Origin of the sequence: Leisingera aquaemixtae (genome assembly GCF_006740765.1) — a bacterium.
Classification (GTDB): Bacteria; Pseudomonadota; Alphaproteobacteria; order Rhodobacterales; family Rhodobacteraceae; genus Leisingera; species Leisingera aquaemixtae.
Genome location: NZ_CP041159.1, coordinates 61,987 through 85,177, shown reverse-complemented (window position 1 = coordinate 85,177; position 23,191 = coordinate 61,987). Strand labels below are relative to the sequence as shown.

At 65.0% G+C, this 23,191-nt stretch carries 23 protein-coding genes and 1 riboswitch; of the genes, 10 read left to right on the top strand and 13 right to left on the bottom strand.

Going from position 1 to position 23,191, the window contains the following annotated elements; genetic code table 11:
• Positions 1-40 precede the first annotated feature (40 nt).
• The 8 genes from metK to miaB form a co-directional block, all read right to left on the bottom strand.
• Positions 41-1,222, bottom strand: a complete 1,182-nt coding sequence (metK, locus tag R2C4_RS02260) for a methionine adenosyltransferase (RefSeq protein WP_141889415.1) — start codon at positions 1,220-1,222, stop codon at positions 41-43.
• A 7-nt stretch (positions 1,223-1,229) separates the two neighbouring features.
• Positions 1,230-1,279, bottom strand: a riboswitch (SAM-SAH riboswitch).
• Between the two features lie 61 nt (positions 1,280-1,340).
• On the bottom strand, positions 1,341-2,840 hold the full coding sequence (lnt, locus tag R2C4_RS02255) for an apolipoprotein N-acyltransferase (protein ID WP_141889414.1): 1,500 nt from the start codon (positions 2,838-2,840) through the stop codon (positions 1,341-1,343).
• Complete coding sequence (locus R2C4_RS02250) at positions 2,837-3,736, bottom strand: hemolysin family protein (protein WP_141889413.1); 900 nt, start codon at positions 3,734-3,736, stop codon at positions 2,837-2,839. Before R2C4_RS02250 ends, lnt begins: the two co-directional genes overlap by 4 nt.
• Positions 3,737-3,758: 22 nt before the next feature.
• Positions 3,759-4,271: an rRNA maturation RNase YbeY gene (gene ybeY / locus R2C4_RS02245; RefSeq protein WP_141889412.1), complete on the bottom strand. Its 513-nt coding sequence runs from the start codon at positions 4,269-4,271 to the stop codon at positions 3,759-3,761.
• A gap of 68 nt (positions 4,272-4,339) precedes the next feature.
• Entirely contained in the window at positions 4,340-5,350 is a 1,011-nt protein-coding gene (locus tag R2C4_RS02240; RefSeq protein ID WP_141889411.1) for a PhoH family protein, read from the bottom strand.
• Positions 5,351-5,494: 144 nt separating this feature from the next.
• Positions 5,495-5,800, bottom strand: coding sequence for a hypothetical protein (locus tag R2C4_RS02235; RefSeq protein WP_141889410.1), 306 nt, complete (start codon positions 5,798-5,800; stop codon positions 5,495-5,497).
• A gap of 13 nt (positions 5,801-5,813) precedes the next feature.
• The gene (locus R2C4_RS02230; protein ID WP_141889409.1) at positions 5,814-6,392 is read right to left on the bottom strand and encodes an OmpA family protein; all 579 of its coding nucleotides are present in this window, start codon (positions 6,390-6,392) and stop codon (positions 5,814-5,816) included.
• Between the two features lie 277 nt (positions 6,393-6,669).
• Positions 6,670-7,992: a tRNA (N6-isopentenyl adenosine(37)-C2)-methylthiotransferase MiaB gene (gene miaB, locus R2C4_RS02225; protein WP_141889408.1), complete on the bottom strand. Its 1,323-nt coding sequence runs from the start codon at positions 7,990-7,992 to the stop codon at positions 6,670-6,672.
• A gap of 126 nt (positions 7,993-8,118) precedes the next feature.
• Here miaB and R2C4_RS02220 point away from each other — a divergent pair, with 126 nt between their 5' ends.
• Complete coding sequence (locus R2C4_RS02220; RefSeq protein ID WP_141889407.1) at positions 8,119-8,988, top strand: glycosyltransferase family 2 protein; 870 nt, start codon at positions 8,119-8,121, stop codon at positions 8,986-8,988.
• Between the two features lie 127 nt (positions 8,989-9,115).
• Positions 9,116-9,820 (top strand): histidine utilization transcriptional repressor HutC, encoded by a 705-nt coding sequence (locus R2C4_RS02215; protein ID WP_244940768.1) that lies wholly within the window; start codon positions 9,116-9,118, stop codon positions 9,818-9,820.
• A gap of 75 nt (positions 9,821-9,895) precedes the next feature.
• On the opposite strand, the gene R2C4_RS02210 is transcribed toward R2C4_RS02215, so the two are convergent.
• Together R2C4_RS02210 and R2C4_RS02205 are read right to left on the bottom strand one after the other, a co-directional pair.
• Positions 9,896-11,269, bottom strand: coding sequence for an ammonium transporter (locus R2C4_RS02210; protein ID WP_141889405.1), 1,374 nt, complete (start codon positions 11,267-11,269; stop codon positions 9,896-9,898).
• Positions 11,270-11,647: 378 nt separating this feature from the next.
• The gene (locus tag R2C4_RS02205) at positions 11,648-12,364 is read right to left on the bottom strand and encodes an SDR family NAD(P)-dependent oxidoreductase (protein WP_141889404.1); all 717 of its coding nucleotides are present in this window, start codon (positions 12,362-12,364) and stop codon (positions 11,648-11,650) included.
• Positions 12,365-12,584: 220 nt separating this feature from the next.
• On the opposite strand from R2C4_RS02205, the gene R2C4_RS02200 reads away from it, so the two are divergent.
• Both R2C4_RS02200 and R2C4_RS02195 read left to right on the top strand, forming a co-directional pair.
• Positions 12,585-13,139: a sigma-70 family RNA polymerase sigma factor gene (locus tag R2C4_RS02200; RefSeq protein WP_141889403.1), complete on the top strand. Its 555-nt coding sequence runs from the start codon at positions 12,585-12,587 to the stop codon at positions 13,137-13,139.
• Positions 13,140-13,775, top strand: coding sequence for a ChrR family anti-sigma-E factor (locus R2C4_RS02195; protein ID WP_141889402.1), 636 nt, complete (start codon positions 13,140-13,142; stop codon positions 13,773-13,775).
• A 40-nt stretch (positions 13,776-13,815) separates the two neighbouring features.
• Here R2C4_RS02195 and R2C4_RS02190 read toward each other — a convergent pair whose 3' ends face one another.
• Together R2C4_RS02190 and R2C4_RS02185 are read right to left on the bottom strand one after the other, a co-directional pair.
• Positions 13,816-14,541, bottom strand: a complete 726-nt coding sequence (locus R2C4_RS02190; protein WP_141889401.1) for an SDR family NAD(P)-dependent oxidoreductase — start codon at positions 14,539-14,541, stop codon at positions 13,816-13,818.
• Positions 14,538-15,308, bottom strand: a complete 771-nt coding sequence (locus R2C4_RS02185; protein ID WP_141889400.1) for a DUF1365 domain-containing protein — start codon at positions 15,306-15,308, stop codon at positions 14,538-14,540. Before R2C4_RS02185 ends, R2C4_RS02190 begins: the two co-directional genes overlap by 4 nt.
• Before the next feature lie 124 nt (positions 15,309-15,432).
• Between R2C4_RS02185 and R2C4_RS02180 the strand changes: the two genes are divergently transcribed.
• From R2C4_RS02180 to R2C4_RS02155, 6 genes are read left to right on the top strand one after another with little or no spacing between them, the layout of a single operon-like run.
• A complete protein-coding gene (locus tag R2C4_RS02180; RefSeq protein ID WP_141889399.1) occupies positions 15,433-16,782 on the top strand; it encodes an NAD(P)/FAD-dependent oxidoreductase in 1,350 nt (449 codons plus the stop codon).
• Complete coding sequence (locus tag R2C4_RS02175; protein WP_141889398.1) at positions 16,721-17,878, top strand: SAM-dependent methyltransferase; 1,158 nt, start codon at positions 16,721-16,723, stop codon at positions 17,876-17,878. The genes R2C4_RS02180 and R2C4_RS02175 overlap by 62 nt, the downstream gene beginning before the upstream one ends.
• Positions 17,871-18,362, top strand: a complete 492-nt coding sequence (locus tag R2C4_RS02170; RefSeq protein WP_141889397.1) for a hypothetical protein — start codon at positions 17,871-17,873, stop codon at positions 18,360-18,362. Before R2C4_RS02175 ends, R2C4_RS02170 begins: the two co-directional genes overlap by 8 nt.
• 2 nt (positions 18,363-18,364) lie before the next feature.
• On the top strand, positions 18,365-19,591 hold the full coding sequence (locus R2C4_RS02165; RefSeq protein WP_141889396.1) for an MFS transporter: 1,227 nt from the start codon (positions 18,365-18,367) through the stop codon (positions 19,589-19,591).
• On the top strand, positions 19,588-20,136 hold the full coding sequence (locus R2C4_RS02160; protein WP_141889395.1) for a DUF3833 family protein: 549 nt from the start codon (positions 19,588-19,590) through the stop codon (positions 20,134-20,136). The genes R2C4_RS02165 and R2C4_RS02160 overlap by 4 nt, the downstream gene beginning before the upstream one ends.
• A 19-nt stretch (positions 20,137-20,155) precedes the next feature.
• Positions 20,156-21,703 carry a cryptochrome/photolyase family protein gene (locus R2C4_RS02155; RefSeq protein ID WP_141889394.1) on the top strand — a complete coding sequence of 516 codons (1,548 nt, stop codon included), beginning with the start codon at positions 20,156-20,158 and terminating at the stop codon, positions 21,701-21,703.
• A gap of 36 nt (positions 21,704-21,739) precedes the next feature.
• Here the strand turns inward: R2C4_RS02155 and phnY are convergent, their stop codons facing one another.
• Positions 21,740-23,188, bottom strand: coding sequence for a phosphonoacetaldehyde dehydrogenase (phnY, locus tag R2C4_RS02150; protein ID WP_141889393.1), 1,449 nt, complete (start codon positions 23,186-23,188; stop codon positions 21,740-21,742).
• Positions 23,189-23,191: the final 3 nt, after the last annotated feature.

Sequence of the window (23,191 nt, the reverse complement as noted above, 5' to 3'; positions counted from 1 at the left end):
AGCGGACCCTGCGGCCCGCTCCCCCTTTGTGCCAATGGCCTCAGACCGCTTTTTTCAGCGCCTCGGCCAGATCTGTGCGTTCCCAGCTGAAGCCGCCGTCAGCCTCCGGCTCGCGGCCGAAGTGGCCATAGGCCGCGGTGCGCTGGTAGATCGGCCTGTTCAGACCCAGGTGCTGGCGGATGCCGCGCGGGGTCAGGTCCATCACCTGATCAATCGCCTTTTCGATGGCAGCGGGCTCAACTTCGCCGGTGCCGTGGGTGTCGGCATAGATCGACAGCGGCTTGGACACGCCGATCGCATAGGACAGCTGGATGGTGCATTTGTCCGCCATCCCCGCGGCCACCACGTTCTTGGCCAGGTAGCGCGCAGCATAGGCGGCCGAGCGGTCCACCTTGGTCGGATCCTTGCCGGAGAACGCGCCGCCGCCGTGCGGGGCCGCGCCGCCGTAGGTGTCGACGATGATCTTGCGGCCGGTCAGGCCCGCGTCGCCATCCGGGCCGCCGATCACGAACTTGCCGGTCGGGTTCACGTGCCAAACGGTGTTCTCGGTCAGCCAGCCGTCGGGCAGGGTTTCGCGGATGTAGGGTTCGACGATGGCGCGGATGTCATTCGAGGTCAGCGAGTCGTCCAGATGCTGGGTCGACAGCACCAGCGAGCTGATGCCCACCGGCTTGCCGCCTTCATAGATAACCGACAGCTGCGATTTCGCATCCGGGCCCAGCGCCGGCTCGGTGCCGTTTTTGCGCACCTCGGCCAGGCGGCGCAGGATGGCGTGCGAATACTGGATCGGGGCCGGCATCAGCGCGTCGGTTTCATTGGTGGCAAACCCGAACATGATGCCCTGGTCGCCGGCGCCTTCGTCCTTCTCGCCCGAGGCATCGACGCCCTGCGCGATATGGGCGGACTGCTCGTGCAGCAGGTTGGTCACTTCCACCGTCTCGTGGTGGAATTTCTCCTGCTCGTAGCCGATGTCCTTGATGCAGGCGCGGGCGATCTCGTCGATCTTGCCCATGTAGTCGTGCAGCTTGTCCTGATCGGACAGGCCGACTTCGCCCCCGATGACGACACGGTTCGTGGTGGCGAAAGTTTCAGCTGCCACACGTGCTTCGGGCTCTTCCGCCAGGAAAGCGTCCAGCACTGCATCGGAAATGCGGTCGCAGACCTTGTCCGGGTGGCCTTCGGAAACCGATTCCGAAGTGAAGGTGTAGTTCATACGGGTCATGAAAGAGTGCTCCATTGAGGTTCAGCCCGCCACGCCAGGAAGCCGTTGTGGCAGGTATCGGGCCGCATTACGCGGCAAGACCGCGCGGGTCAACTTATATTCGGATAGAGTTAATCAGCTATGAGCGCAGCGCAAGGGGCCGGCGGCGGAAGAATGCGGCAAATGCCCCCAAAAGACACAGCAACAGAACCGGCCAGTCGCCGGTGCGGCTGTGGAGCGTCGGCGGCAGCGCTTTTGGCAGGCTTGCGTCGATGTATCCGGCCTCCCCCAGCGGCAGGCTGTCCAGCAGCGCCCCGTCCGGCGCGATCATGGCGGAGACGCCGGTGTTGGCGGCGCGGATCATCGGCAGCCCCTGCTCCAGCGCCCGCATCCGGGCCTGCACAAGATGCTGGTACGGGCCGGACCGGGTGCCGAACCAGGCGTCATTGGTGATCTGCACCAGCATTTGCGGCCGGGTTTCGGCGGCGTTCACATCCTGAGGGAAAACAGCCTCATAGCAGATCAGCGGCAGGGCGCTGCCGACCGGCAGCTCCATCACCTGCGCGCCGGGTCCGGCGGCATAGCCCGCGCCCGCCTGGGAGGCAAATCCGTAGATGCCGAACCGCGCCAAGACGTCTCCGAACGGCACATATTCCCCGAACGGCACCAGATGCGCCTTGTCATAGGTGGCGGCAGCCATGCCGTCGGCGTCCAGCAGCACCGCGGAGTTATAGTAGGCGCCTGCCTCCTCGCGCTGGATGCCCAGCAGGACCGGCACGCCGCCCGCGCTGTCCGAGATGACCCGCAGCGTGTCCCCGGCATAGTTCAGCAGCTGCGGCACCGCGGTTTCCGGCCAGACGATCAGGTCGGGGCGCGGCGCCCCTGCCGAAAACGCAACGGAGCGGCGGACAAATTCCCAGCGGTGGTCCGGGTGCCATTTCAGGTTCTGCGGTGCGTTGGGCTGAACGATTCGCACCGTCTTGCCGGTCGGCGCGGCCTGCTCTGGGGCCGGCACGGCGGCGGCCGCAGCCGCGGACAGGACCAGCGGCGCGGCGGCGGCAACCGGCGCCTGCCGGATCAGGGCCAGCGGCAGGAAGGCCGCCAATGTCAGCAGGCCCAGCCCCTGCGGCCCGATCCAGGGCAGCAGGTTCGCGGCCGGCGTATCGATCCAGAACTGCCCGAAGCCCGCCCAGGGAAACCCCGTCAGCAGATAGGCCCGGGCAAATTCCGCCAGCGTCCACACCGCCGCCAGCACCGGCACCCGCCAGGCGCCGCGGCTGAGCCGCGCGGTGAGGCCAAAGGCCACGCCCCAGAACAGGGCAAGGCCCGCGGCCAGGAACACCAGCGCAAACGGCGCCATCCAGGCGTGGCGCTCCGGGTCGATTTGAAAGGGTTCGATGATCCACGACAGGCCAAAGGCGAAATACCCCAGCCCGAACAGCCAGCCCGCCAGCGCCGCCGTGCGGGCCGAGGCGGCCTGCAGGACCAGCCAGCCGGCCGCAGCCAGCGCCACCGGCAGCCCGAACAGGAGATGCCAGGGGGCAAGCGACAGCGACAGCAGCGCACCGCCGCCCACCGCCAGCGCGGCCGGCGCCAGCCGGAGCCCGCGGGCCGCCCGGCGCAGCCCGAGTGACATCATGCGGCGGCGTCCGGCAGCCGCACGCGCAGCCGCTTGATCCGGCGCGGGTCGGCGTCGATCACCTCAAACTCGGCCCCTTCAGGATGTTCGATCACCTCGCCGCGGGCGGGCACCCGGCCCGACAGCATGAAGACCAGACCGCCCAGGGTGTCGATTTCTTCTTCATCGACCGCGTCATGGCTGGTCAGGGACTGGCCGATCTCGCTCTCGAATTCCGGAAGCGGCGTGCGGGCCAGGGCGATGTAGCTGCCCGGCTTCTCCTGGTACCAGGTCTGCAGCTCGTCGGCGTCGTGCTCATCCTCGATCTCGCCGACCACCTGTTCGATCAGGTCCTCGATGGTCACCAGACCGTCGACACCGCCGTATTCGTCGATCACCAGCGCCATGTGGCGGCGCTCGGCCTGCATCTTGGTCAGCAGCACCCCGATCGGCATCGACGGCGGCACAAACAGCAGCGGCCGCAGCATCCGCTGCAGGTCGAACTCAGTGCTGCCGCCATTGAAGCCATGGGTGAGCGAGAAATCCTTGAGGTGGACAAAGCCCAGGGGCGTGTCCAGCGTGCCCTCGTACACCGGGATCCGGGTAAAGCCGCTTTGCCGGAAGATGCCGACCAGGTCGTCCTTGTCGATGGTGACCGGCACCGCAGCAATCTCGGCGGAGGGGATGGCCACGTCTTCCACCCGCAGCCTGCGCAGATTGATCATGCCATGCGCGCCGGAGCCGGCGGCCGGCCGATCGCTGCCTGGGTCGTCTTCTGCCTGCGGTTCCGCGCCGAACACGCTGAAAAGCCGTGCCCAGAAACCGGTTTTCTCGGTGGCCGGCGCTTCTGGCGCCGTGCCGTTCATGTTCTGCAGCGCGCCCTGCGCCGCGTTAGAACTTCCTTCTGTGTCGCCCATCGGTCCTATCCAAAAGCCCCGTCTAAGAGGCGTCCTCAGTCATATATGGGTTTGCGATACCCATTTTGCCAAGTATCAGCACCTCAATCCCTTCCATTAATGCGGCATCGCGGTCACGGATGTGATCATAGCCCAGAAGATGCAACAGTCCGTGAACGATCAGATGGCGAGCATGGTCGGCCAGCGGCTTGCCTGCCTCCGATGCCTCGCGGGCGCAGGTGCCATAGGAGATGGCGATGTCCCCCAGCGGGATTTCGCCAGTGAAATCAGGCTCTGGCGGCACCGGCGTGCCGCCGTCCGTGTCCGGGGCGCGCTCCTCTGCGGGCCAGCTCAGCACATTGGTCGGCACGGGTTTTTCGCGGAACTCCGCGTTCAGCCCGGCGATCTGGGCATCGTCGCAGCCCAGCAGCGAAATTTCGCACATCTCTGCATCCAGCCCGAAATGGGCCAGGACGGCAGCAACGGCCTCCTCCGCCAGCGGCTCGAGCCCGGCCTGCTGCCAGCGGGCGTCTTCGATGGTGATGTCGAGCGTCATGGATATCTTCCGGAAACGGGGGCCAGCCCCCGCACCCCCGGGATATTTCGGGCAGGAGAAACGCGGGGTCAGGCCGGCATGGCGTCTGCGTCATAGGCCTCGATGATGGCCGCCACAAGGGGGTGGCGCACCACGTCGCGGGCGGTGAAGTAGTTGAAGCTGATCTTGGGGATGGATTTCAGCAGCCGTTCGGCATCGGCCAGCCCCGATTGCACCCCGCGCGGCAGGTCGACCTGGCTGCGGTCGCCGGTGATCACCATGCGCGAGCCTTCGCCCAGGCGGGTCAGGAACATCTTCATCTGCATGGTGGTGGCGTTCTGCGCCTCGTCCAGCACCACAAAGGCATTCGACAGCGTGCGGCCGCGCATGAAGGCCAAGGGCGCGATCTCGATGCGTTTTTCCTCGAGCAGCTTGGCCAGTTGCTTGCCCGGCAGGAAGTCGTTCAGCGCGTCATAGAGCGGCTGCATGTAGGGATCGACCTTGTCCTTCATGTCGCCGGGCAGATAGCCGAGCTTCTCGCCCGCCTCCACCGCCGGACGGGACAGGATGATGCGGTCGACATGGCCGGTGATGAACATCGAGACCCCCACCGCCACGGCCAGGTAGGTCTTGCCGGTGCCGGCCGGGCCGATGCCGAAGGCCAGCTCATTCTCGAACAGCGAATGCACATAGGCCTTCTGCGCCTCGGTGCGCGGCTCCACCAGTTTCTTGCGGGTCTTGATCTCCACCCGGCCGCCGCGGAACATCTGCAGCTGGCCGTCGGGTTCGGCCTCGTCAGCCTCCTGGCCCATGCGCAATTCGCGGTCGATGTCGCCGCTTTCGACGCTGCGGCCGGTTTCCAGCCGGTCGTAGAGAGCCGTCAGCACGCCGGCCGCCTGTTCGCGCGCCGAATCTTCGCCCATCACCGAGAGCTGGTTGCCCCGGCGGACGATCTGCACGCCCAGTTTTTGTTCGATGTCAGCCAGATTGCGGTCGTATTCGCCGCACAGGTCGATCAGCAAGCGGTTGTCGGGAAATTCCAGAAGCACTTCATGGGTTGCGGTCTGGTCTTGCGCGTCATTCAGGGCACCGATGGCCAAGCTGATCTCCTCATTCCAAGGTTGCCCTTTCAGTTTGCCGCCCCTGTTCCGTTTGCGCAAGCATCAGCAGCGGAAATTCACTCAATTGAAACAAATCAGCCGCCCCGAGGGGCGGCTGCAGGCAGCGGCGCTTGTCTGCTGCGGTCAGATCGGATCCCAGAGGGTCGAGCCGTTCTTGAACGGGCCGGTTGCCACATTGCGCGGCAGGTTGCTGTTGCAGACCGGCTTGCCATCGGGCGTGCGGCGCAGGTCGGCATAGCCCTCCAGCCCGTCATCAATGATCCAATGCTCGCAGCCATTGGGGTCGACCCAGATGCCTGCGGTCATGTTCGACAGGGTCGAGGAGCTGCCATCGCCGAAATGCCCGTCGGAGGATTTGTCGGCGCCCGTAGCACAGGCTGAAACTGCGGCGGCGGCGGCAAGGAGGAAGGCCGTTTTTACTGCTGTCATCGTCTGTCTCTCCTCAGCGCAGGCAATAGATTTCGACACGGCGGTTCGTTGCCATGTTGGCGGCGCTGGTGTTTGGCACCCGCGGTTCGCGTTCGCCGTAGGCCCGGACGTCATTGACCCGTGCGCCCGCCGAACGGGCCACCTGTGCCACCGCATTGGCGCGGCGCTGCGACAGGCCGATGTTGTATTCGTCCGAGGCGCGGCTGTCGGTGTGCCCGGCAATCACAAAGGAGCGGGCGCCGTCGGTCCTGGCCTTCTGGAAGAATTCGGTCAGGCGTTTGCGGCCAGCGGCATTGATGTGATGCTTGTTGGTGGCAAAGAACTGGTCGGACGGCATCACGCCGCAAATGTTGCCGCGGCGGCAGACCGGTTTGCCGTCCGGGGTGACATGCGGCGTCATAAAGCCCTCGGCGCCATCGTCCATCACCCAATGCTCGCAGCCGTCCGGATCGACCCAGATGGTGGGAACGTAGCGTTCGCCCTTGATCGTCCGCTGCTGGGACTGCGCGCCGGCCGGCGCGGCGGCGATGCTGAGCGCAGCCGAGGCAGCGGCAGCCAGCGCAATCACCTTGTTCAATTTGAAGTTCGACACAACCAGATTTCCTTCACCTAAGTTCCCCAGGGTGTTAGCCGCATTGGTGCCCACCGCTCAGGCCTGACAGCAGAATTAACTGAAATTGATACTCTATATCTGTTAAATTTCTGTTTTTAGCGCGCACGCTGATTGCGCGCCACGGACACTTGGCGCGTGCGGGACAGATTGTGTCTGAGCAAGATGCAGGAAGGACACACCCGGTTCGCGCCGGGCGGCCGCGGCGGGCCTTGGGGAACCCGCCCGCGACAGGAGATTCGCGGGTGCCGCGGCAGGCTTAGCCGATCAGCTCGCCCGCCAGCGAATTCGCGCCCGAGGAGACAATCCGGACCCGCGCCAGCTCTCCGGCGTCCCGGTTGCAATCGGCGACGTGGACAGCGTGGAGGTAATCGGACTTGCCCACCATCTGGCCCGGCAGGCGGCCGGTTTTCTCAAACAGCACGCCAACCTCGCGGCCGACCATGCTGTCCTGCACCTCGCGCTGCTGCCGGGTGAGCAGAGCCTGCAGCCGCTGCAGCCGGTCGTCTGCCGCAGCGGGGTCGACCTGGGGACGCTCCGCCGCCGGGGTGCCGGGGCGGGTGGAGTATTTGAAGGAATAGGCGGTGCCGTATTTCACCTCTTCCACCAGGTCCATGGTGGCCTGGAAATCCTCTTCGGTTTCTTCCGGGAAGCCGACGATGAAATCGCCGGAGATCAGGATGTCGGGGCGCGCGGCGCGGATGCGCTCGATCAGCCGGATATAGCTTTCGGCGGTGTGCGAGCGGTTCATCCGCTTGAGGATCTTGTCGGAACCCGCCTGCACCGGCAGGTGCAGATAGGGCATCAGCTTGGCACAGGTGCCATGCGCCTCGATCAGGTCGTCCTGCATGTCATTGGGGTGCGAGGTGGTGAAGCGGATGCGCTCCAGACCGTCGATCTTGTCCAGCTCCCAGATCAGCTGCGCCAGGGTCAGGTCGCCGTTGGGGCCGGCGCCGTGGTAAGCGTTCACGTTCTGGCCCAAAAGGGTGATCTCGCGCACGCCGCGCTCCACCAGGTCCCGGGCTTCGCGCAGGATGCGGTCCGCCGGGCGCGACACTTCGGCGCCGCGGGTGTAGGGCACCACGCAGAAGGCGCAGAACTTGTCGCAGCCTTCCTGCACGGTCAGAAACGCCGTCGGGCCGCGCTTGGCCTTGGGGCGGTTCTTCAGCTTCTCGAACTTGTCTTCCTCGGGGAAATCGGTGTCCAGCACCTTCTGCCCCGCACGGGTCTTCGCTTCCATCTCCGGCAGCCGGTGATAGCTTTGCGGGCCGACCACCAGATCGACCAGCGGCTGGCGGCGCATGATCTCCTCGCCCTCAGCCTGGGCGACGCAGCCCGCGACGCCGATTTTCAGGTCCGGCTTCTCGGCTTTCAGCCCCTTGAAGCGCCCCAGTTCGGAATAGACCTTCTCCGCCGCCTTTTCCCGGATGTGGCAGGTGTTCAGCAGGATCATGTCGGCGTCATCGGCGGATTTGGTCTCGACATAGCCCTCGCCGCCCAGCGCTTCGGCCATGCGTTCGCTGTCGTAGACATTCATCTGACAGCCATAGGTCTTGATAAACAGCTTCTTCGGGGCGCTCATGAGTCTCAGCCTTTTAGCCTGATCCGGGGTCAGCGGCCTGCCATACAGGCAAATGCCGATGCTTGCAATGACGCCGGAATTACCCGATTTTGGCCGCAAAGGCCAGAAAGGCAGGGGCAGACGGGCATGATGCATTCTTCGCTGGAGGATTTCCTGAAGCAGGGCAAGACGCTCTTGGCCGAAGGCCCGGTGGCGCTGGTGTTCATCGAGGATGAGGTGGAGATTGCCACCACCCTGCGCCACCACCTGCAATGCGGCTTCAAAGCGGTGGCCGCACTGATGCCGGATGCCTTCGACCTGCCGCAGGACGTGCGCGCCAAGGTGCACCGGGTGCCGTTTGACTGCGGGCCGGAGGGCGCGGTCACCGATGCCGTCAACGCGGTCATTGCTGCGGCGCGGCCGGGCTGCTGGCTCTATTACTGCTACAACGCGGAATACCTGTTCTACCCGTTCTGCGAGACCCGCAGCATCGGCGAGATGCTGACCTTTCACACCGAGGAGCGGCGCGATGCCATGCTCAGCTATGTGATCGACCTTTACGCGGGCGATCTGGACAGCTGCCCCGGTGCGGTGTCGCTGGAAACTGCCCATCTGGACAAGTCCGGCTATTACGCCCAGGCGCGCACCGACCCCGCAACCGGCCAACCCCACGAGCGGCAGCTGGACTTTTTCGGCGGCGTGCGCTGGCGGTTCGAGGAGCACATCCCCCCGGCCAGCCGCAAGATCGACCGGATTTCGCTGTTCCGGGCCAAGCCGGGGCTGAAGCTGCAGCAGGGCCACATTTTCAACGATCCGGAATACAACACCTATGCCTGCCCCTGGCATCACAACCTGACAGCTGCCGTCTGCTCCTTCCGCACCGCCAAGGCGCTGAAGCGCAACCCCGGCTCCACCTTTGATATCGCAACCTTCCGCTGGCACAATTCCGCGCCGTTCGAGTGGCACTCGCGCCAGCTGCTGGATCTGGGGCTGATGGAACCCGGGCAGTGGTTCTGAGCGGCTGACGCCCGGCAGGCCCCCCTGCCCGCGTGCCCAGGCCGAAGCGGCGGGATGCCGCTTCCCTGCCCGGGGATTATGTGTATTCTTATAGGTGTTAAATTTCTTTATGACCCTGAGAGGCACCATGGCAGCACCGCGCCAGAACATGAGCTACCGGGATATCAAGCAGGTCGTTCTTGACCGGATCCAGAACCGGATCTGGGCGCCCGACAGCCTGCTGCCGAGCGAGACCGACCTGGCGGAGGAGTTTTCCAGCACCCGCACCACCGTCAACCGGGCGCTGCGGGAACTGGCCGAGGAAGGCTTCCTGGAACGCAAGCGCAAGGCGGGCACAAGGGTGCTGAATTCGCCGGTGCGCAAGGCGCAGTTCTCGATCCCGCTGGTGCGCGATGAGATTGCCGGAACCGGCGCGGAGTACCGCTATGCGCTGGTGGAGCGCAGCGTGGCCGCCGCCCCGGCCTGGCTGTCGGCGCGGCTTGATCTGCCGCAGGGCCAGGAGGTGCTGCATGTCAGGTGCATGCATTATGCGGACAACGCCCCCTTTCAGTACGAGGTCCGCTGGGTCATCCCCAGCAGCATCCCGGAGGTGCTGGAGGCGGATTTTTTGCACTCGGGCCCGAATGACTGGCTGGTGCAGAAAGTGCCGTTCACCAATCTTGAGCTGAGCTTCATGGCCACCAAGGCGGATCAATCCGTGGCGGAGTTTCTGGATGCGCCGCTTGGGGATCCGGTGTTCACCGCGGAACGGATCACCTGGCTGCGCGGCAGCCCGGTGACGCTGGCCAGGCTGTATTTTGCGCCGGGATACAAGCTGACCACGCATCTTTGATGCCCGGGCGGGAGCCGGCCCGGCCACGGAAAAAGGCCCCGGCAGATGCCGGGGCCTTTGCGGTTGCGGGCGGGATCAGGCGTTCTGCGCGCTGTCCGCGTGGGTGAGCACGTCAGGCTCCAGATCCCAGATCTTGCCGTCCAAGCCCTCGATCTGGTCGTCCTCATGCACCCGCAGGCCCACGGTGCGCTCCAGGATGAAGGACAGGATCAGCGCCGTGACCACGCCGGTGCCGATGCAGGCAGCCGTGCCCGCCAGCTGCATCACCAGCGAGATTTCCCCGTGCTGGAACGCATAGGCGCCCTCTTCGATGCCGAAGTAGCCGCCGCGCGGGGTGCCGGCCTTGAAAATCCCCAGCATGATAATCCCGAAGACGCCGGCGCCGAGGAACAGCGGGAACAGCTTGTGCTCATCAATGCCGCGCTTCAGCGTGAACTCATACACCGCGTAGGCCACAAACGGCGCCGCAAGGCCGACGATGAAGGCCTGCCAGGGCAGGTAGACATCGAAACCCGACGCCCCGGCGACATAGCCCGCCAGCGGGCCAAGCAGGGTATAGGCGTATTTGCCGGTCGAATAGGCAATCAGCAGGCCGGTGATGGCGCCGCCGGCCCAGACCATCGCGTAGTTGTTGATCGCGATGCCGACGCTGGTGTCGGCCATGGTGACGCTGACTGCCAGCGCTTCGGGATCAAAGAAGAACAGGCAGGACAGGATCACCATCGGCAGCCCCGCAAAGATCAGCAGGAGGCCCGGCGCGCACAGGCCGATGCTGGGCGCCAGATAGGCCGAGATCCGCGGGTGAGGTGCCATCATGCCGGGGCGCGCGCCCAGTTTCGGCGTGAACACCAGCGCCATGCCCGCAGGGAACAGATACACGAAGCCAACGCCGAAGAAGTCGTGGAAGCCCGCATTGGTCAGCGGCCCGACCGACCCCCAGGTCGCCCAGCTGAGCGCCGAGGACACAACGGTCGCCACGATGCAGGTGATGAAATAGGCCGGCGCCTTCATCCGCTCCGACACTGCGAAGTGCAGCAGGATGTTGATGATCCCGGCAAACACCGCCAGGAAGAAGATGAAAATCTGGAAGGTGTTCAGCCCCGGAAAGGTCCCCGGATCGGTGTGATGCGCCATGGCGTTGGTCATCGCGCCGCCCAGCCACCAGTCGTTGATGGAATCCATCATGGTCGCGCCTTCCATGATGTAATACTGCCCGGCCCACAGGCCGAACCCGATGATGTAGTAGGTTGCAAACCCCAGGAAGAAGCCCAGCGTCTTTTCGATGGTCGAATTGAACAGGTTCCTGCGGCGCGCGGTGCCCGCGTCGATCAGCAGAAGCCCGACAACCACCAGAATTGCCCCGACGATCCCCGATGCGTACAGAATGTTCTGCACCAGCGAGTTCAGAGTGACTTGCTGAGCAAATATTGTGCTCACGTCCAATGACATTTGAATTTTCCTCCCGGTTCATTGCCATTTTGCCGAGTGTGTTGCCTCGGCTTTTATCTCCCGGCGTGCGCAGCCGCGTCAGGCGGGGCGGGCCGGTGTTCAGCGCACCAGATCAGGGCCGATGTGCGGACTCATCTGGTCTCAAGAGAATGATGCGAGTAAGAAGGCGCATCACAAAGACATTTTTTATTTTCCGGAAATGTTTTTTACCCAGAGTGCGCATTTGCGGCGGAGCCTGCCGCATACGGCCAAGCAGAGGGAGGCATTGTGCCAGAAATTTGGGCTCCGCTTCCGCGACGGGGACGCCCGCCCCCGATCACGATCCCGCCTTTGGCCCCGGGTAAAGGCCTTCGGGGCAGCTCTGGCGCTTGCGGCGGGTCAGGGTTCGATAAGGCTGCCGTCCCAGGCGAAACACTGGCCGCTGTCGTCAGGCGTCAGGGCGGCGATCACATCCAGCATCCGGGACACCGAATACTGCGGCGAGAAGCGTTTCTCCGGGGCGACGTTGCGTAGGAAGGGCTGGGACAGGCCGCTTTCCACCGTGCCGGGATGCAGCCCGGCGGCAATGGCCTGCGGGTTGCGGCGGCGGATTTCGATCGCGGCATTGCGGATGATCATGTTCAGCGCGGCCTTGGACGCCCGGTAGGAATACCAGCCCCCCAGATGGTTGTCGGAGATGCTGCCGACACGCGCGGACAGGGCGGCTAAGACCCCCCGCCGGTCCCGCGGCAACAGCGGCAGGAAATGCTTGGCGGTCAGGGCCGGGACGACCGTGTTGGCGGTGAACAGCGCCAGGAGTTTTTCGGCGCTCAGCTCCCGCAGCGACTTTTCCGGCATCAAATCCCCCTGATGCAGGATCCCCCCCGCCACGATCATCAGATCAACCGCGCCCGCCTTGGCGACCTGTTCCGCCGCGGCTTTCAGGCTTTCCTCGTCCAGATAATCCACCGGCAGCCTTTGCACGCCCTCCGGGACGGGGGCATCCGGGTTGCGCGACAGGCTGTGGATGCGGGCGTGCGGGTATTTGCGGGCCAGTTCGCCGACAAAGGCCGACCCGATCGCCCCGGACCCGCCGCTGACAACAATATTGCGCATAAGCAGTCACCTTCCTGAAAGCTGTTTGCAGCTGTTACGCGCCGCCGCCGCAGGCGGATCAGTTTGCCTGCACTGCCGGCATCTGCCCCGCGTAAAAAATGCGATAGCCCGTGATCCAACTTTCCCAGCGCTCCGTAACCGGACTATGCTGACACTAAACTTGGATAGGCCGCCCGGAAAAACCGCTGTGCTTCGGGCATCCCCTGAGGGCAAAGCAGTAGTGTCAAGAGACAAAACCTATTCTGAGCTGACCGTCTGGCTTTTGGCTGTGCGCGACCACCGGGACCGTGCGGCGTTCGGCGACATGTTCGATTTCCTGGCCCCGCGGCTCAAAGGGTTCATCATCCGATGCGGCGCGCGGCCTGCGCTTGCCGAGGAAATCGTCCAGGACGTCATGCTGACGATCTGGCGCAAGGCGGCGATGTTTGACCCGCACAAGGCGCAGGCGTCGGCCTGGATCTACCAGATCGCCCGCAACCGCCATATAGATATCGTCCGCAAGGAAAGCCGGCCGGTGCCCGATGAACTGGGAGAGGATCCCGGAACCGAGCCCGACGCCAGCCAGATCCTCGCCCTGGAGCAGGAGGCCCTGCACCTGAAGCAAGCGATCCAGCAGCTTCACCCCGATCAGAAGGAGATGATCGAAAAGGCCTATATCGGGGATTTGACCCATCAGGAGATCAGCACCCAGACCGGCTTGCCGCTGGGAACAGTAAAGTCGCGTATCCGCCTTGGCCTTGGGCGGCTGCGCAAGGAACTAAAAGGATTGCGTTGAATGCCTGCAATCACACATCACATCCCCGATCCGATGATCGCGGCCTATGCGTCCGGCAGCCTGCCGCACGCCTATTCCATGGTTGTCGCCAGCCACCTGTCCTATTGCCGCGACTGCCAGGCGGCGCTTGGCGCGCATCAGGCGGTTGGCGGCGCGCTGCTGGAAACGTCCGCTTGCGCGGCCTTGACGCAGGACGCAAAGCCGAAACTGATGGCGCAGCTGGACGCCCCCGCAGCGCCGGAGCCGGTGTATGACGCTGCCGGTATCTACCCCGGACCGGTGATGCAGTCGCTGAAAGGGCGGCCGCTGCGCTGGAAGACGCTGGGGATGGGGGTGAAACAGGACATCCTGTTCGAAGATGCGGCGGGATCCGCCCGGCTGCTGTATATCCCTGCGGGGCAGGCGGTGCCGGATCACAGTCACAACGGGCTGGAGCTGACCCTGGTGCTGCAGGGCAGTTTCAGCGACGAGACCGGGCGGTTTGGTGTGGGCGATGTCGAAATCGGCGACGAGAACCTGGACCATACGCCGGTTGCGGATGCCGGCGATCCCTGCATCTGCCTGGCGGCCACCGACGCGCCGCTGCGGTTCAAGGCGCTGATGCCGCGCCTGCTGCAGCCGCTGTTCCGGATCTGAGGCCCGCACGCCGGGGGCGCCGCCCGTGCGGCGGCCCCGCTTACTTTCCGCGGTAGACCAGCCAGTCGGGCAGCAGCTCAAACGCTCTGATCGCATAGGAAAAGGGACGCGGGAAATCCGTCCGGAACCGCCGCGACCGCATCGCGGACACCACATGCCCGGCGGCCTCCTCAGGCTCCATCAGCTGCGGCATCTTAAAGCTGTTCTTGTCCGTCAGCCGGGTTTTGATAAAGCCCGGATTGACCACGCGGACGGTGACGCCGCTGTCCCTCAGGTCAAGGCGCATGGTTTCCGCCAGGCTGATCAGCGCCGCCTTGCTGGCGCCATAGCCGATTGAGGCCGGCAGCCCCCGGTATCCCGCCAAGGACCCGACCAGGGTGATATCGCCGCGCCCGGCCTTCACGAACGCCGGCACGATCTGCCCCAGAACCCGCAGCGCGCCGGTGAAATTCACGTCGCTCATCCCCAGCACCGCGTCCGCATCCCAGTCCTGGGTCCGCATCGGCTCGTAGGCGCCGGCGTTGTAGACCAGCGCATCAACCGGACCGGCCCGGCGGGCAGCCTCTGCGACCGACTCCGCATCGGTCACATCCAGCGGCACCGCCCGCGCCTGCGTCAGTTCCTGCGCCAGCTCCTCCAGCGCGTCTTCGGACCGCGCCGACAGAACCAGCCGGGCGCCGGCCCGGTCGAGCTTCCGCGCCACCGCGCGCCCCAGCCCGTGACTGGCCCCGACCAGCCAGATCGTCTTGCCTGCAAAGTCTGTCATGCTCCGCCTCCGGAAAATGTCGAACTGTCGGAAATCAGCGGCTTTGGCGGTGGCGGCTTGCGCAGGAACGGCGCCCGCTTGATCCAAAGCCTGAGCGCCTGCCAGTAAATCAGCGCCACCACGCGGGCCGCCCCGAAGGGCCTGCGCAGCGCGGCGCGCAGCAGGCCGCCGGATGTCACCGGGCGGCGCGGCCCGTCCAGCGTGGCCAGCACGCCCTCGGCCCCGTTGGTATAATAAATCCGTATGTTGAACGCCTGGTCCGTCATCCCGAAATTGAACCGGTAGCGCCCGGCGACCTGCTGAAACGGCGAGACATGCATCAGCTTCTCCGCTTCGATCACATCGCTGCGCCGGATCGGGCGGAAGTCCGGGTGCGCCGCGAAATAGCAGTGGCGGTGGCCAAAGGTGTTGTTCACCTCCGCGATAAAGGCACGCGGGCTGCCGTCCCGGACTGCAATCCAGAAACTGACCGGGTTGAAGTGAAACCACAGGAAGCTCGGCTGGGTCAGCAGCAGCAGCTGGGCGCCCTCCAAAGGAAAGCCGCGCCGCTCCAGCTCCTCCCGGAACCACAGGATGCCGCGGCCGCAGCCGCGCGGGCCGCCGTGGCGGCGGTCGTGGATCGAAAACAGATTGAAGCGGTTGCGCGACAGCAGCGGCGGCGCACCACTGGTCATATCGGTCAGAACGTAGTCCACGCCATAGCGGAAGGCGTTTTTCAGGCGCCCCCGGCGGGCATGAAATGTCTGTGCTGAAACATGCTCAATCATGCACCGGTTACGCAGGCGCCGCCGCCCCGGATCACCCGCAAGCACAGTTTTATCGCGAAAGCGGTGATCCGCTTTCTTGCCTGCGGCGTATCCGGTCCAAACAACAGCAAGGGAAAACCGTCGCATGCTGGATCAAACTCAGGGGCCACGCCGCAAGATCGCCATCGCGGGAGGCGGTATTTCCGGTCTGTCCGCGGCGTATTATCTGGCGGTCAGCCATGACGTCACCTTGTTTGAGGCCGCCCCCCGGCTGGGCGGCCATGCCCGCACCGTTCTGGCGGGCAAGAACGGCGACCAGCCGGTCGATACCGGCTTCATCGTGTTCAACTATGTCACCTACCCTTACCTTACCCGGCTGTTCCGCGAGCTGGACGTGCCGGTGATCAAAAGCGAGATGAGCTTTTGCGCCAGCATCGACGACGGCCGCCTGGAATACGGGCTGAACAGCCTGCGGATGCTGGCGGCGCAGAAGCGCAACCTGGTGCGGCCGCAGTTTCACAAGATGGTCGCCGATATCGTGCGCTTCGGCAAACGGGCCGAGGCCGCCGCCACCGATGACGACAAGACCATTGGCGAGCTGGTGGAGGAGCTGGGCCTGGGCAGCTGGTTCCGCAACCATTACCTGATGCCGATGTGCGGCGCGATCTGGTCGACCCCGGTCACCGACGTCGATGCCTTCCCGGCCAAGTCGCTGGTCCGCTTCTTCCGCAACCACGCGCTGCTGGCGGGCACCGGCAAGCACCAGTGGTGGACGGTCAAGGGCGGCAGCATCGAATATGTCCGCCGGCTGGAGGCGGCGCTGGTTGCGCGCGGCTGCGAGATCCGCACCGGCAGCCCGATCCGGCAGGTCACCCGGCAGGCGGGCGGCGTTTCGGTGCAGGCAGAGGGCGCAGACCCGCGCCTGTTCGACGACATCATCCTTGCCTGCCATTCCGATCAGGCGCTGGCCATCCTGGCGGCAGATGCCACACCGGCCGAGGCCGCAGCGCTGGGGGCGATCCGCTATCAGCCGAACACGGCGGTTCTGCATTGCGACGAAGGCCAGATGCCCAAGCGGCGCAGCTGCTGGTCCAGCTGGGCCTACCGCAGTCAGGACGGCGGCGTTGGCGTCACCTACTGGATGAACCGCCTGCAAAGCATCCCCGAAAGCGATCCGCTGTTCGTGACCCTGAATCCGAGCCGCCCCATTCCTGCGGACAAAGTCTATGACACGGTGGAATTCTCGCATCCGGTTTTCGACAAGGCGGCGCTGCGGGCGCAGCACCAGATCCGGGCGATGCAAGGGCAGAACAGGACCTGGTTTGCCGGCGCCTACAACCGCCACGGCTTTCACGAAGACGGTATCGCCAGCGCCATGCGGATTGTCCGCATGATGAACGCTCTCCCCTCCTCTTTGGTCAAAGGAACGGATCATGGCCTTCACGGACAAAGCCCTTCAGTCGCAATTCCTGAACACCTGCGCGCGACTGCGTGAGGGGCGGCTGACGCTGCGCACCCCGGATGGCGCACGGTATGAATTCGGCGACAGCGGCCCCGAGGCCGAGATGCAGATCAACGACTGGGCCGCGGTTTCCGCGATGGCGGCGCACGGCCAGGTCGGGCTGGGCGAAACCTATGTGCAGGGCTTGTGGGACACCCCGTCGGTCGATGCCCTGATGCAGCTGGCGATGCGCAACCGGGATCACCTGGGCAGCTACGATCAGGCCAGCCCGCTGAACCGCGCCAAATTCCGCATTGTCGACACCCTGCTGCGGGCCAATTCCAAACGCGGCGCGCGCAAGAACATCCGCGCCCATTACGATGTCGGCAATGAGTTCTACCAGCTGTGGCTGGACGATGGCATGACCTATTCCTCCGGCCTGTTCGCGGCGGAGGGCGATGATCTGGCGCAGGCGCAGACCCGCAAGAACGCCCGCATTCTGTCGCGGCTGGGGGATGGCGAGCAGGTGCTGGAGATCGGCTGCGGCTGGGGCGGTTTTGCCGAACAAGCCAGTGCCGAGGGCCGCGATGTGACCGGCGTCACCATCTCGCGCAACCAGCACAGCTATGCCGAAAGCCGCCTGGACGGGCGCGCCGACATCCAGCTGCGTGATTACCGCGACATCGACGGAAAATTCTCCAGCATCGTCTCCATCGAGATGATCGAGGCCGTGGGCGAGCGGTATTGGCCCAGCTATTTCGCCAAGCTCAAGACGAGCCTGGCTGAAGGCGGCCGGGTGCTGCTGCAGGCGATCACGGTGCGCGATGACTTCTTCCCGACCTACCGCACCTCCTCCGACTATATCCGCCAGTATGTCTTTCCCGGCGGCATGCTGCTGTCCGACCAGATGATCGCGCAGCAGGCAAGATCCGCCGGGCTGCAGGTCGCGGACAGTTTCGCCTTCGGCCAGGATTACGCCCGCACCTGCCGGATCTGGGCAGAGCGCCTGGCCGCGCAGAAGCGCCGGATCACAGAGCTGGGCTATGGCGAGGCGTTCTTCCGCAACTGGCAGTACTATCTGGAGATCTGCGCCGCCTCCTTTGCCATCGGCCACACCAATGTGGTGCAGGTGGAGCTGGCCCATGCGTAAGCTGCTTCTGACCCTGTGCCTGCTGGCGGTTCCGGCGGCAGGCTTTGCCTCCCCGGTGCAGTCGCTGCTGCCGGGGGCCGAACAGCGCGGCGCGGCGACGTTCCGGTTCCTTGGTTCTCCGGTCTATCAGGCGCGGCTGTTCACGCGGGGCGCAGCGCCTTTGGACTGGTCGCAGGATTTCGGGATCGAGCTGACCTATCAGCGCCGGCTGAGCCAGAAGGATCTGGTCGAATCCACCCTGCGCGAGATGCGGCGCCTGGGGCATCCCGCCCCGGCCCGCGCCCGGTTCGAGGCCTGTTTCCAGGCCGTCTCCCCCGGCGACCGCTATCTCGCCGTCAGCCAGGGACCGGACCGGGTGACGTTCCTGCGCAACGGGCGCACCGCCTGCACCCTGAGCCAGCCCGGTATCAAGCGCGGCTTCATGTCGATCTTTGTCGGCGCAAACACCCGCTCTGCCCGGTTCACCCGCGCGCTTCTGGGCTGATGATGCTGTATCCGCGCGTCAGCCTCTATGCGATGATGCTCGCCTCGGCGGGGATCCCGCTTTATATTCACCTGCCGCAGTTTGCCTCGGTGACATTGGGGATCGGGCTGGGGGCGCTTGGCGGCATCCTCTTGGCGATCCGCCTGTTCGATCTGGTTCAGGACCCGCTGATCGGCTGGGCCATTGACCGCTGGCCCGGGGCGCAGCTTTGGTTTGCGCTGGCGGCGGCAGGCGGTCTGGCCGTCGGCTTTCCGCTGCTGTTTGGCCTGACAGCGGGCCCGCTGGTGGTGCCTAAGCTGGTCTTGATCCTGCTCTTGCTGTTCTCGGCCTACAGCCTTGGCATGATCCTGCTGTATGGCCGCAGTGCCACGCTGGCCAAACACTCCACCCCGCGCGAGCTGATGACGCTGGCCGCCTTCCGCGAGGCGGGAATGCTGAGCGGTGTGATCTTTGCCGCCATCGCGCCGGCGGTTCTTGTGGCGCTCGGAGCCGCAGGACAGGGCTATGCCGCCTTTGGCCTGACCCTGGGCGGCTTTGCCCTGCTGACCGCGGCGGCCACCCGGCCCATGTGGAGCCGCCCGGCCGTCACCGGCCAGCCGCTGTCGGCGATGGCGCTGACCCAGGCCGGCGCGGTGCGCCTGCTGGCGCTGGCGGTGCTCAACAGCCTGCCGGTGGCGCTGACCTCCACCCTGTTCCTGTTCTTTGTCGAGGACCGGCTGAACCTGCCCGCTTATGCAGGGCCGCTGCTGGTGCTGTTTTTCCTCTGCGCCGGGCTCAGCGTGCCGCTGTGGGCGCGCCTCAGCCAGCGGATCGGGGCGAAACAGACCTTGCTGATCGCCATGCCGCTGGCCATTGCCAGCTTTGCCGGCGCAGCCTTTCTGGGGCCGGGCAGCCTGCTGGGCTTTGCGGTGATCTGCGCGGTGTCGGGCGCCACCCTGGGCGCTGACATGGTGCTGCTGCCCGCCATGTTCAGCGTCGCGCTGACCCGCGCGGGCCTCAACGCCTCCGCCGCCTTCGGGATCTGGTCCTTTGCCGGCAAGCTGGCGCTGGCGCTGGCCGCCGCCCTGGCGCTGCCGCTGCTGGAACAGCAGGGCTTCCAGCCCGGGGCGGACAACAGCCCGCAGGCGCTGAGCGCGCTGGCCCTGGCCTATGCCGTCCTGCCCTGCGTTCTGAAAACCGCCGCCTTCGCCTTTGCCCTGACCCTGCCATCAGAAAGAGCAACCGCATGAAACTCCTGACCCTCGCCCTCGCCCTCATCGTGCTTGCGATGATTGCAAAAACCTACTTGTTCAGCTTCCGCTTCCAGTCCCCGGAGGATTACGCGGACACCGGCCCGCAGTTCATCCTGACCAAGCACCTCTCTGGCGAGATCCTGTCGGAAGGGGTGATTTTCGGCCCCACCGGCAAGATGGCCAACAGCTTCACCGCCAGGATGGTGGGCGAATGGGACGGCGACACCGGCACGCTGAGCGAAGAGTTCACCTATTCCAACGGCGTTACCCAAAGCCGGAAATGGTTTCTCACCCTTGGGCCCGGCAACACGTTCACCGCCACAGCCGATGACCTTGCCGGAGAGGCCAAGGGCATCGTGTCCGGCTCCACCGTGCAGCTGACCTACGAGATCATCCTGCCCGAAAGCGCAGGCGGGCACACGCTGCAGGCCACCGACTGGCTGTATCTCACCGCAAACGGGGTGATCATGAACAAATCGGAGATGCGCAAATTCGGCCTCAAGGCCGCGGAGCTGGTCGCCACCATGCGGCCTGCCAGCTAAGCCCCGGCGGTGACACCCGATGACCGCCTCTGACGATCAGCCCGCCGGCCGCAGCCTCATCCTCATTCTGGGCGATCAGCTCAACCGCAACATTGCCGCGCTCAAGGACGCAGACCCTGACCGCGATATCGTCCTGATGGCGGAAGTTGCGGAGGAAGCCGGTTATGTCCGGCACCACAAGAAGAAGATCGCGTTCCTGTTTTCGGCAATGCGCCATTTCGCCAAGGCACTCAAGGAGGACGGCTGGCAGGTGCATTACGTGCGGCTGGACGACCCGGACAACACCGGCAGCCTGACCGGCGAGGCCGACAGGCTGCGCGAGACGCATCCGGTTGCCCGCGCGGTTGTGACCGAACCCGGCGAATACCGGCTGAAATCTGCCTTTGAGGACTGGGCGGAGGCGGCGGATATTCCCTTGGATATACTGCAGGACAGCCGGTTTCTGTGTTCCCATGAGCGGTTTGGCGAATGGGCCGAGGGCCGCAAGCAGCTGCGGATGGAGTATTTCTACCGCGAGATGCGCCGTGAAACCGAGCTGCTGATGGACGGCGATGAGCCGGAGGGCGGCAAATGGAACTTCGATCAAGAAAACCGCAAGCCCGCTGAGGACGGCCTGACGCTGCCTAAGCCGCCGGAAACCAGCCCCGATGAGATCACCGAGGAGGTTCTGGATCTGGTCGAGGCGCAGTTCGGCGGCAACTTCGGCACCCTGCGCCCGTTCTGGTTCGCAGTGACCCGCGAGGATGCGCTGGCGGCCCTGGAGCGCTTCGCCGAGGAGGCGCTGCCGAACTTCGGCGATTATCAGGATGCGATGCTGGAGGGGGAGAAGTTTCTCTACCACTCCGTCCTGTCGCAGTACATCAATGCGGGTCTGCTGGAGCCGCTGGAGGTCTGCCGCCGGGTGGAGCGGGCCTATTACGCGGGCGATGCCCCCCTCAACGCGGCCGAGGGGTTCATCCGCCAGATCATCGGCTGGCGCGAATACGTGCGCGGGATCTACTGGCGCAACATGCCGGGCTATACCGGGAAAAACTTTCTGGAGGCCATCCGTCCCCTGCCCGGCTTCTACTGGACGGCTGACACGGACATGGCCTGCGTGGCGGCTGCGGTCAGCCAAACCCGCGACGAGGCCTATGCCCATCACATCCAGCGGCTGATGGTGACGGGGAATTTCGCCATGCTGGCGGGCGTCGATCCGCATCAGGTGCATGAATGGTATCTGGCGGTCTACGCCGACGCCTATGAATGGGTGGAAGCCCCCAATGTGATCGGCATGAGCCAGTATGCCGACGGCGGCCTGCTGGGGTCGAAACCCTATGCCGCCAGCGGCAATTACATCAACAAGATGTCCGACCATTGCGCAGGCTGCCGCTACAGCGTGACCAAGAAGACCGGCGAGGAGGCCTGCCCGTTCAACCCGCTGTACTGGGATTTCCTGGTGCGCAACCGGGACAAGCTGCGCAACAATCCGCGCCTGAAACGGGCCTACAGCACCTGGGACAGGATGTCCGGGCCGCGGCAGCAGGAATACCTGGACAGCGCGCAGAAGGTGCTGGACAGGCTTTGAGCGCAGGCGCGGGGCGGGCCCCGCCCGGGCCGGGGGTCAGTCCGGCCAGGGCAGCGAATAGGTCTTCACATTGGTGAAGAACTTCATCGCTTCGATGACCCCTTCCTTGACCCCGTTGCCGCTGTCCTTGATGCCGCCGAACGGGGACATTTCGATGCGGTAGCCGGGCTGCTCCCAGATGTTGCAGGTGCCGACGTCCAGCCCGTTGATATAGGCAATCGCCCGGTTCAGATCGTTGGTGCAGACGCCCGATGACAGGCCGAACTGGGTGGAGTTCGAGATCCGCATCACCTCTGCGTCATCATCCGGCACCCGCACGATCGGGATGATCGGGCCAAAGGTCTCCTCCATCACCAGCTCGCTGCCGTGCGGCACCTTGTCCACGACGATCGGCGGCAGCAGCGCCCCCTGACGACCGGGGTGATAGAGGATTTCGGCGCCCTCCCGTTCCGCCTGCAAAACCCGGTTCTCGAACAGTTCGGCCGCCTGCTCATGGATCACGCAGCCCAGTTCCGTTTCAGGATCCTGCGGATCGCCAAACCTGATCTTCCGCGCCTTTTCCAGCACCAGCGGCACGAAGCGGTCCGCAACGCTTTCCTGCACCAGGATGCGCTTGATGGCCGTGCAGCGCTGGCCGGAATTGCCGGTGGCCCCGGCGACGGCGATGGCGGCGGCCTTGTCCAGATCATCATCGGACAGGTCATTCAGCACGATCAACGGGTCGTTGCCCCCCAGCTCCAGCGCCTGGCGCCTATAGACGCCCTTCTCGGCGATCATCTTGCCCACCGGCACGCCGCCGGTGAAGGTGATGATGTCGATGTTGTCATTGGTGATCATCTCATCACCGATGTCCTGCGGCCAGCCGGTCACCACCTGGAACATCTCCGGCGGCAGCCCCGCCACATAGAGGATATCGGCCAGCGCGATGCAGGTCAGCGGCGTCAGCTCCGTCGGCTTGCAGACCATGCAGTTATTGGTGGCAATCGCCGGCGCGACCTTGTGGCTGACCATGTTCAGAGGGTGGTTGAACGGGGTAATGGCCGAGATCGCCTTGACCGGCTCGCGCTTGGTGAAGATCTTGCGCGCCTTGCCGTTGTGGGTCAGGTCGCAGGAGAAGATCTCGCCATCATCCTTCAGCGCCTCCGCCGCGGCGAACTGAAAGACGTCCTGTGCCCGCTTGGTCTCATAGATCGCATGCTGGCGGCTGATGCCCAGCTCCAGCACCAGCCATTCGGCCAGCCAGCCGCGCTTCTCGCCGATCAGCTCCCCGGCCCGCTGCAGGATTTGGCTGCGCTCATAGCGGGTGAGCCTGGGCCTGTAGTTCGCCGCAATCTCAAACGCCATGCGGGCGTGCTCTGCCTGCCCCGCGGGCACGGTGCCGACCACCTCGCCGGTGTAGGGGTAGTGGACCGGCACGCTTGCTTCGGTAAAAACGGCCTCGCCGCCGATGCGCATGCCCTCGTTGCGGATTTCGATACTGGTCATAGC

Coding starts and splice junctions, on each gene's coding strand:
- R2C4_RS02190 (WP_141889401.1), bottom strand. CDS start 14,541: ATGACAGACTTTGCAGGCAAGACGATCTGGCTGGTCGGGGCCAGTCAC.
- R2C4_RS02215 (WP_244940768.1), top strand. CDS start 9,116: ATGGCAGCACCGCGCCAGAACATGAGCTACCGGGATATCAAGCAGGTC.
- ybeY (WP_141889412.1), bottom strand. CDS start 4,271: ATGACGCTCGACATCACCATCGAAGACGCCCGCTGGCAGCAGGCCGGG.
- metK (WP_141889415.1), bottom strand. CDS start 1,222: ATGACCCGTATGAACTACACCTTCACTTCGGAATCGGTTTCCGAAGGC.
- R2C4_RS02235 (WP_141889410.1), bottom strand. CDS start 5,800: ATGACAGCAGTAAAAACGGCCTTCCTCCTTGCCGCCGCCGCCGCAGTT.
- R2C4_RS02155 (WP_141889394.1), top strand. CDS start 20,156: ATGACCGCCTCTGACGATCAGCCCGCCGGCCGCAGCCTCATCCTCATT.
- R2C4_RS02195 (WP_141889402.1), top strand. CDS start 13,140: ATGCCTGCAATCACACATCACATCCCCGATCCGATGATCGCGGCCTAT.
- R2C4_RS02175 (WP_141889398.1), top strand. CDS start 16,721: ATGGCCTTCACGGACAAAGCCCTTCAGTCGCAATTCCTGAACACCTGC.
- R2C4_RS02170 (WP_141889397.1), top strand. CDS start 17,871: ATGCGTAAGCTGCTTCTGACCCTGTGCCTGCTGGCGGTTCCGGCGGCA.
- R2C4_RS02180 (WP_141889399.1), top strand. CDS start 15,433: ATGCTGGATCAAACTCAGGGGCCACGCCGCAAGATCGCCATCGCGGGA.
- R2C4_RS02165 (WP_141889396.1), top strand. CDS start 18,365: ATGCTGTATCCGCGCGTCAGCCTCTATGCGATGATGCTCGCCTCGGCG.
- miaB (WP_141889408.1), bottom strand. CDS start 7,992: ATGAGCGCCCCGAAGAAGCTGTTTATCAAGACCTATGGCTGTCAGATG.
- phnY (WP_141889393.1), bottom strand. CDS start 23,188: ATGACCAGTATCGAAATCCGCAACGAGGGCATGCGCATCGGCGGCGAG.
- R2C4_RS02250 (WP_141889413.1), bottom strand. CDS start 3,736: ATGGGCGACACAGAAGGAAGTTCTAACGCGGCGCAGGGCGCGCTGCAG.
- R2C4_RS02220 (WP_141889407.1), top strand. CDS start 8,119: ATGATGCATTCTTCGCTGGAGGATTTCCTGAAGCAGGGCAAGACGCTC.
- lnt (WP_141889414.1), bottom strand. CDS start 2,840: ATGATGTCACTCGGGCTGCGCCGGGCGGCCCGCGGGCTCCGGCTGGCG.
- R2C4_RS02210 (WP_141889405.1), bottom strand. CDS start 11,269: ATGTCATTGGACGTGAGCACAATATTTGCTCAGCAAGTCACTCTGAAC.
- R2C4_RS02160 (WP_141889395.1), top strand. CDS start 19,588: ATGAAACTCCTGACCCTCGCCCTCGCCCTCATCGTGCTTGCGATGATT.
- R2C4_RS02185 (WP_141889400.1), bottom strand. CDS start 15,308: ATGATTGAGCATGTTTCAGCACAGACATTTCATGCCCGCCGGGGGCGC.
- R2C4_RS02205 (WP_141889404.1), bottom strand. CDS start 12,364: ATGCGCAATATTGTTGTCAGCGGCGGGTCCGGGGCGATCGGGTCGGCC.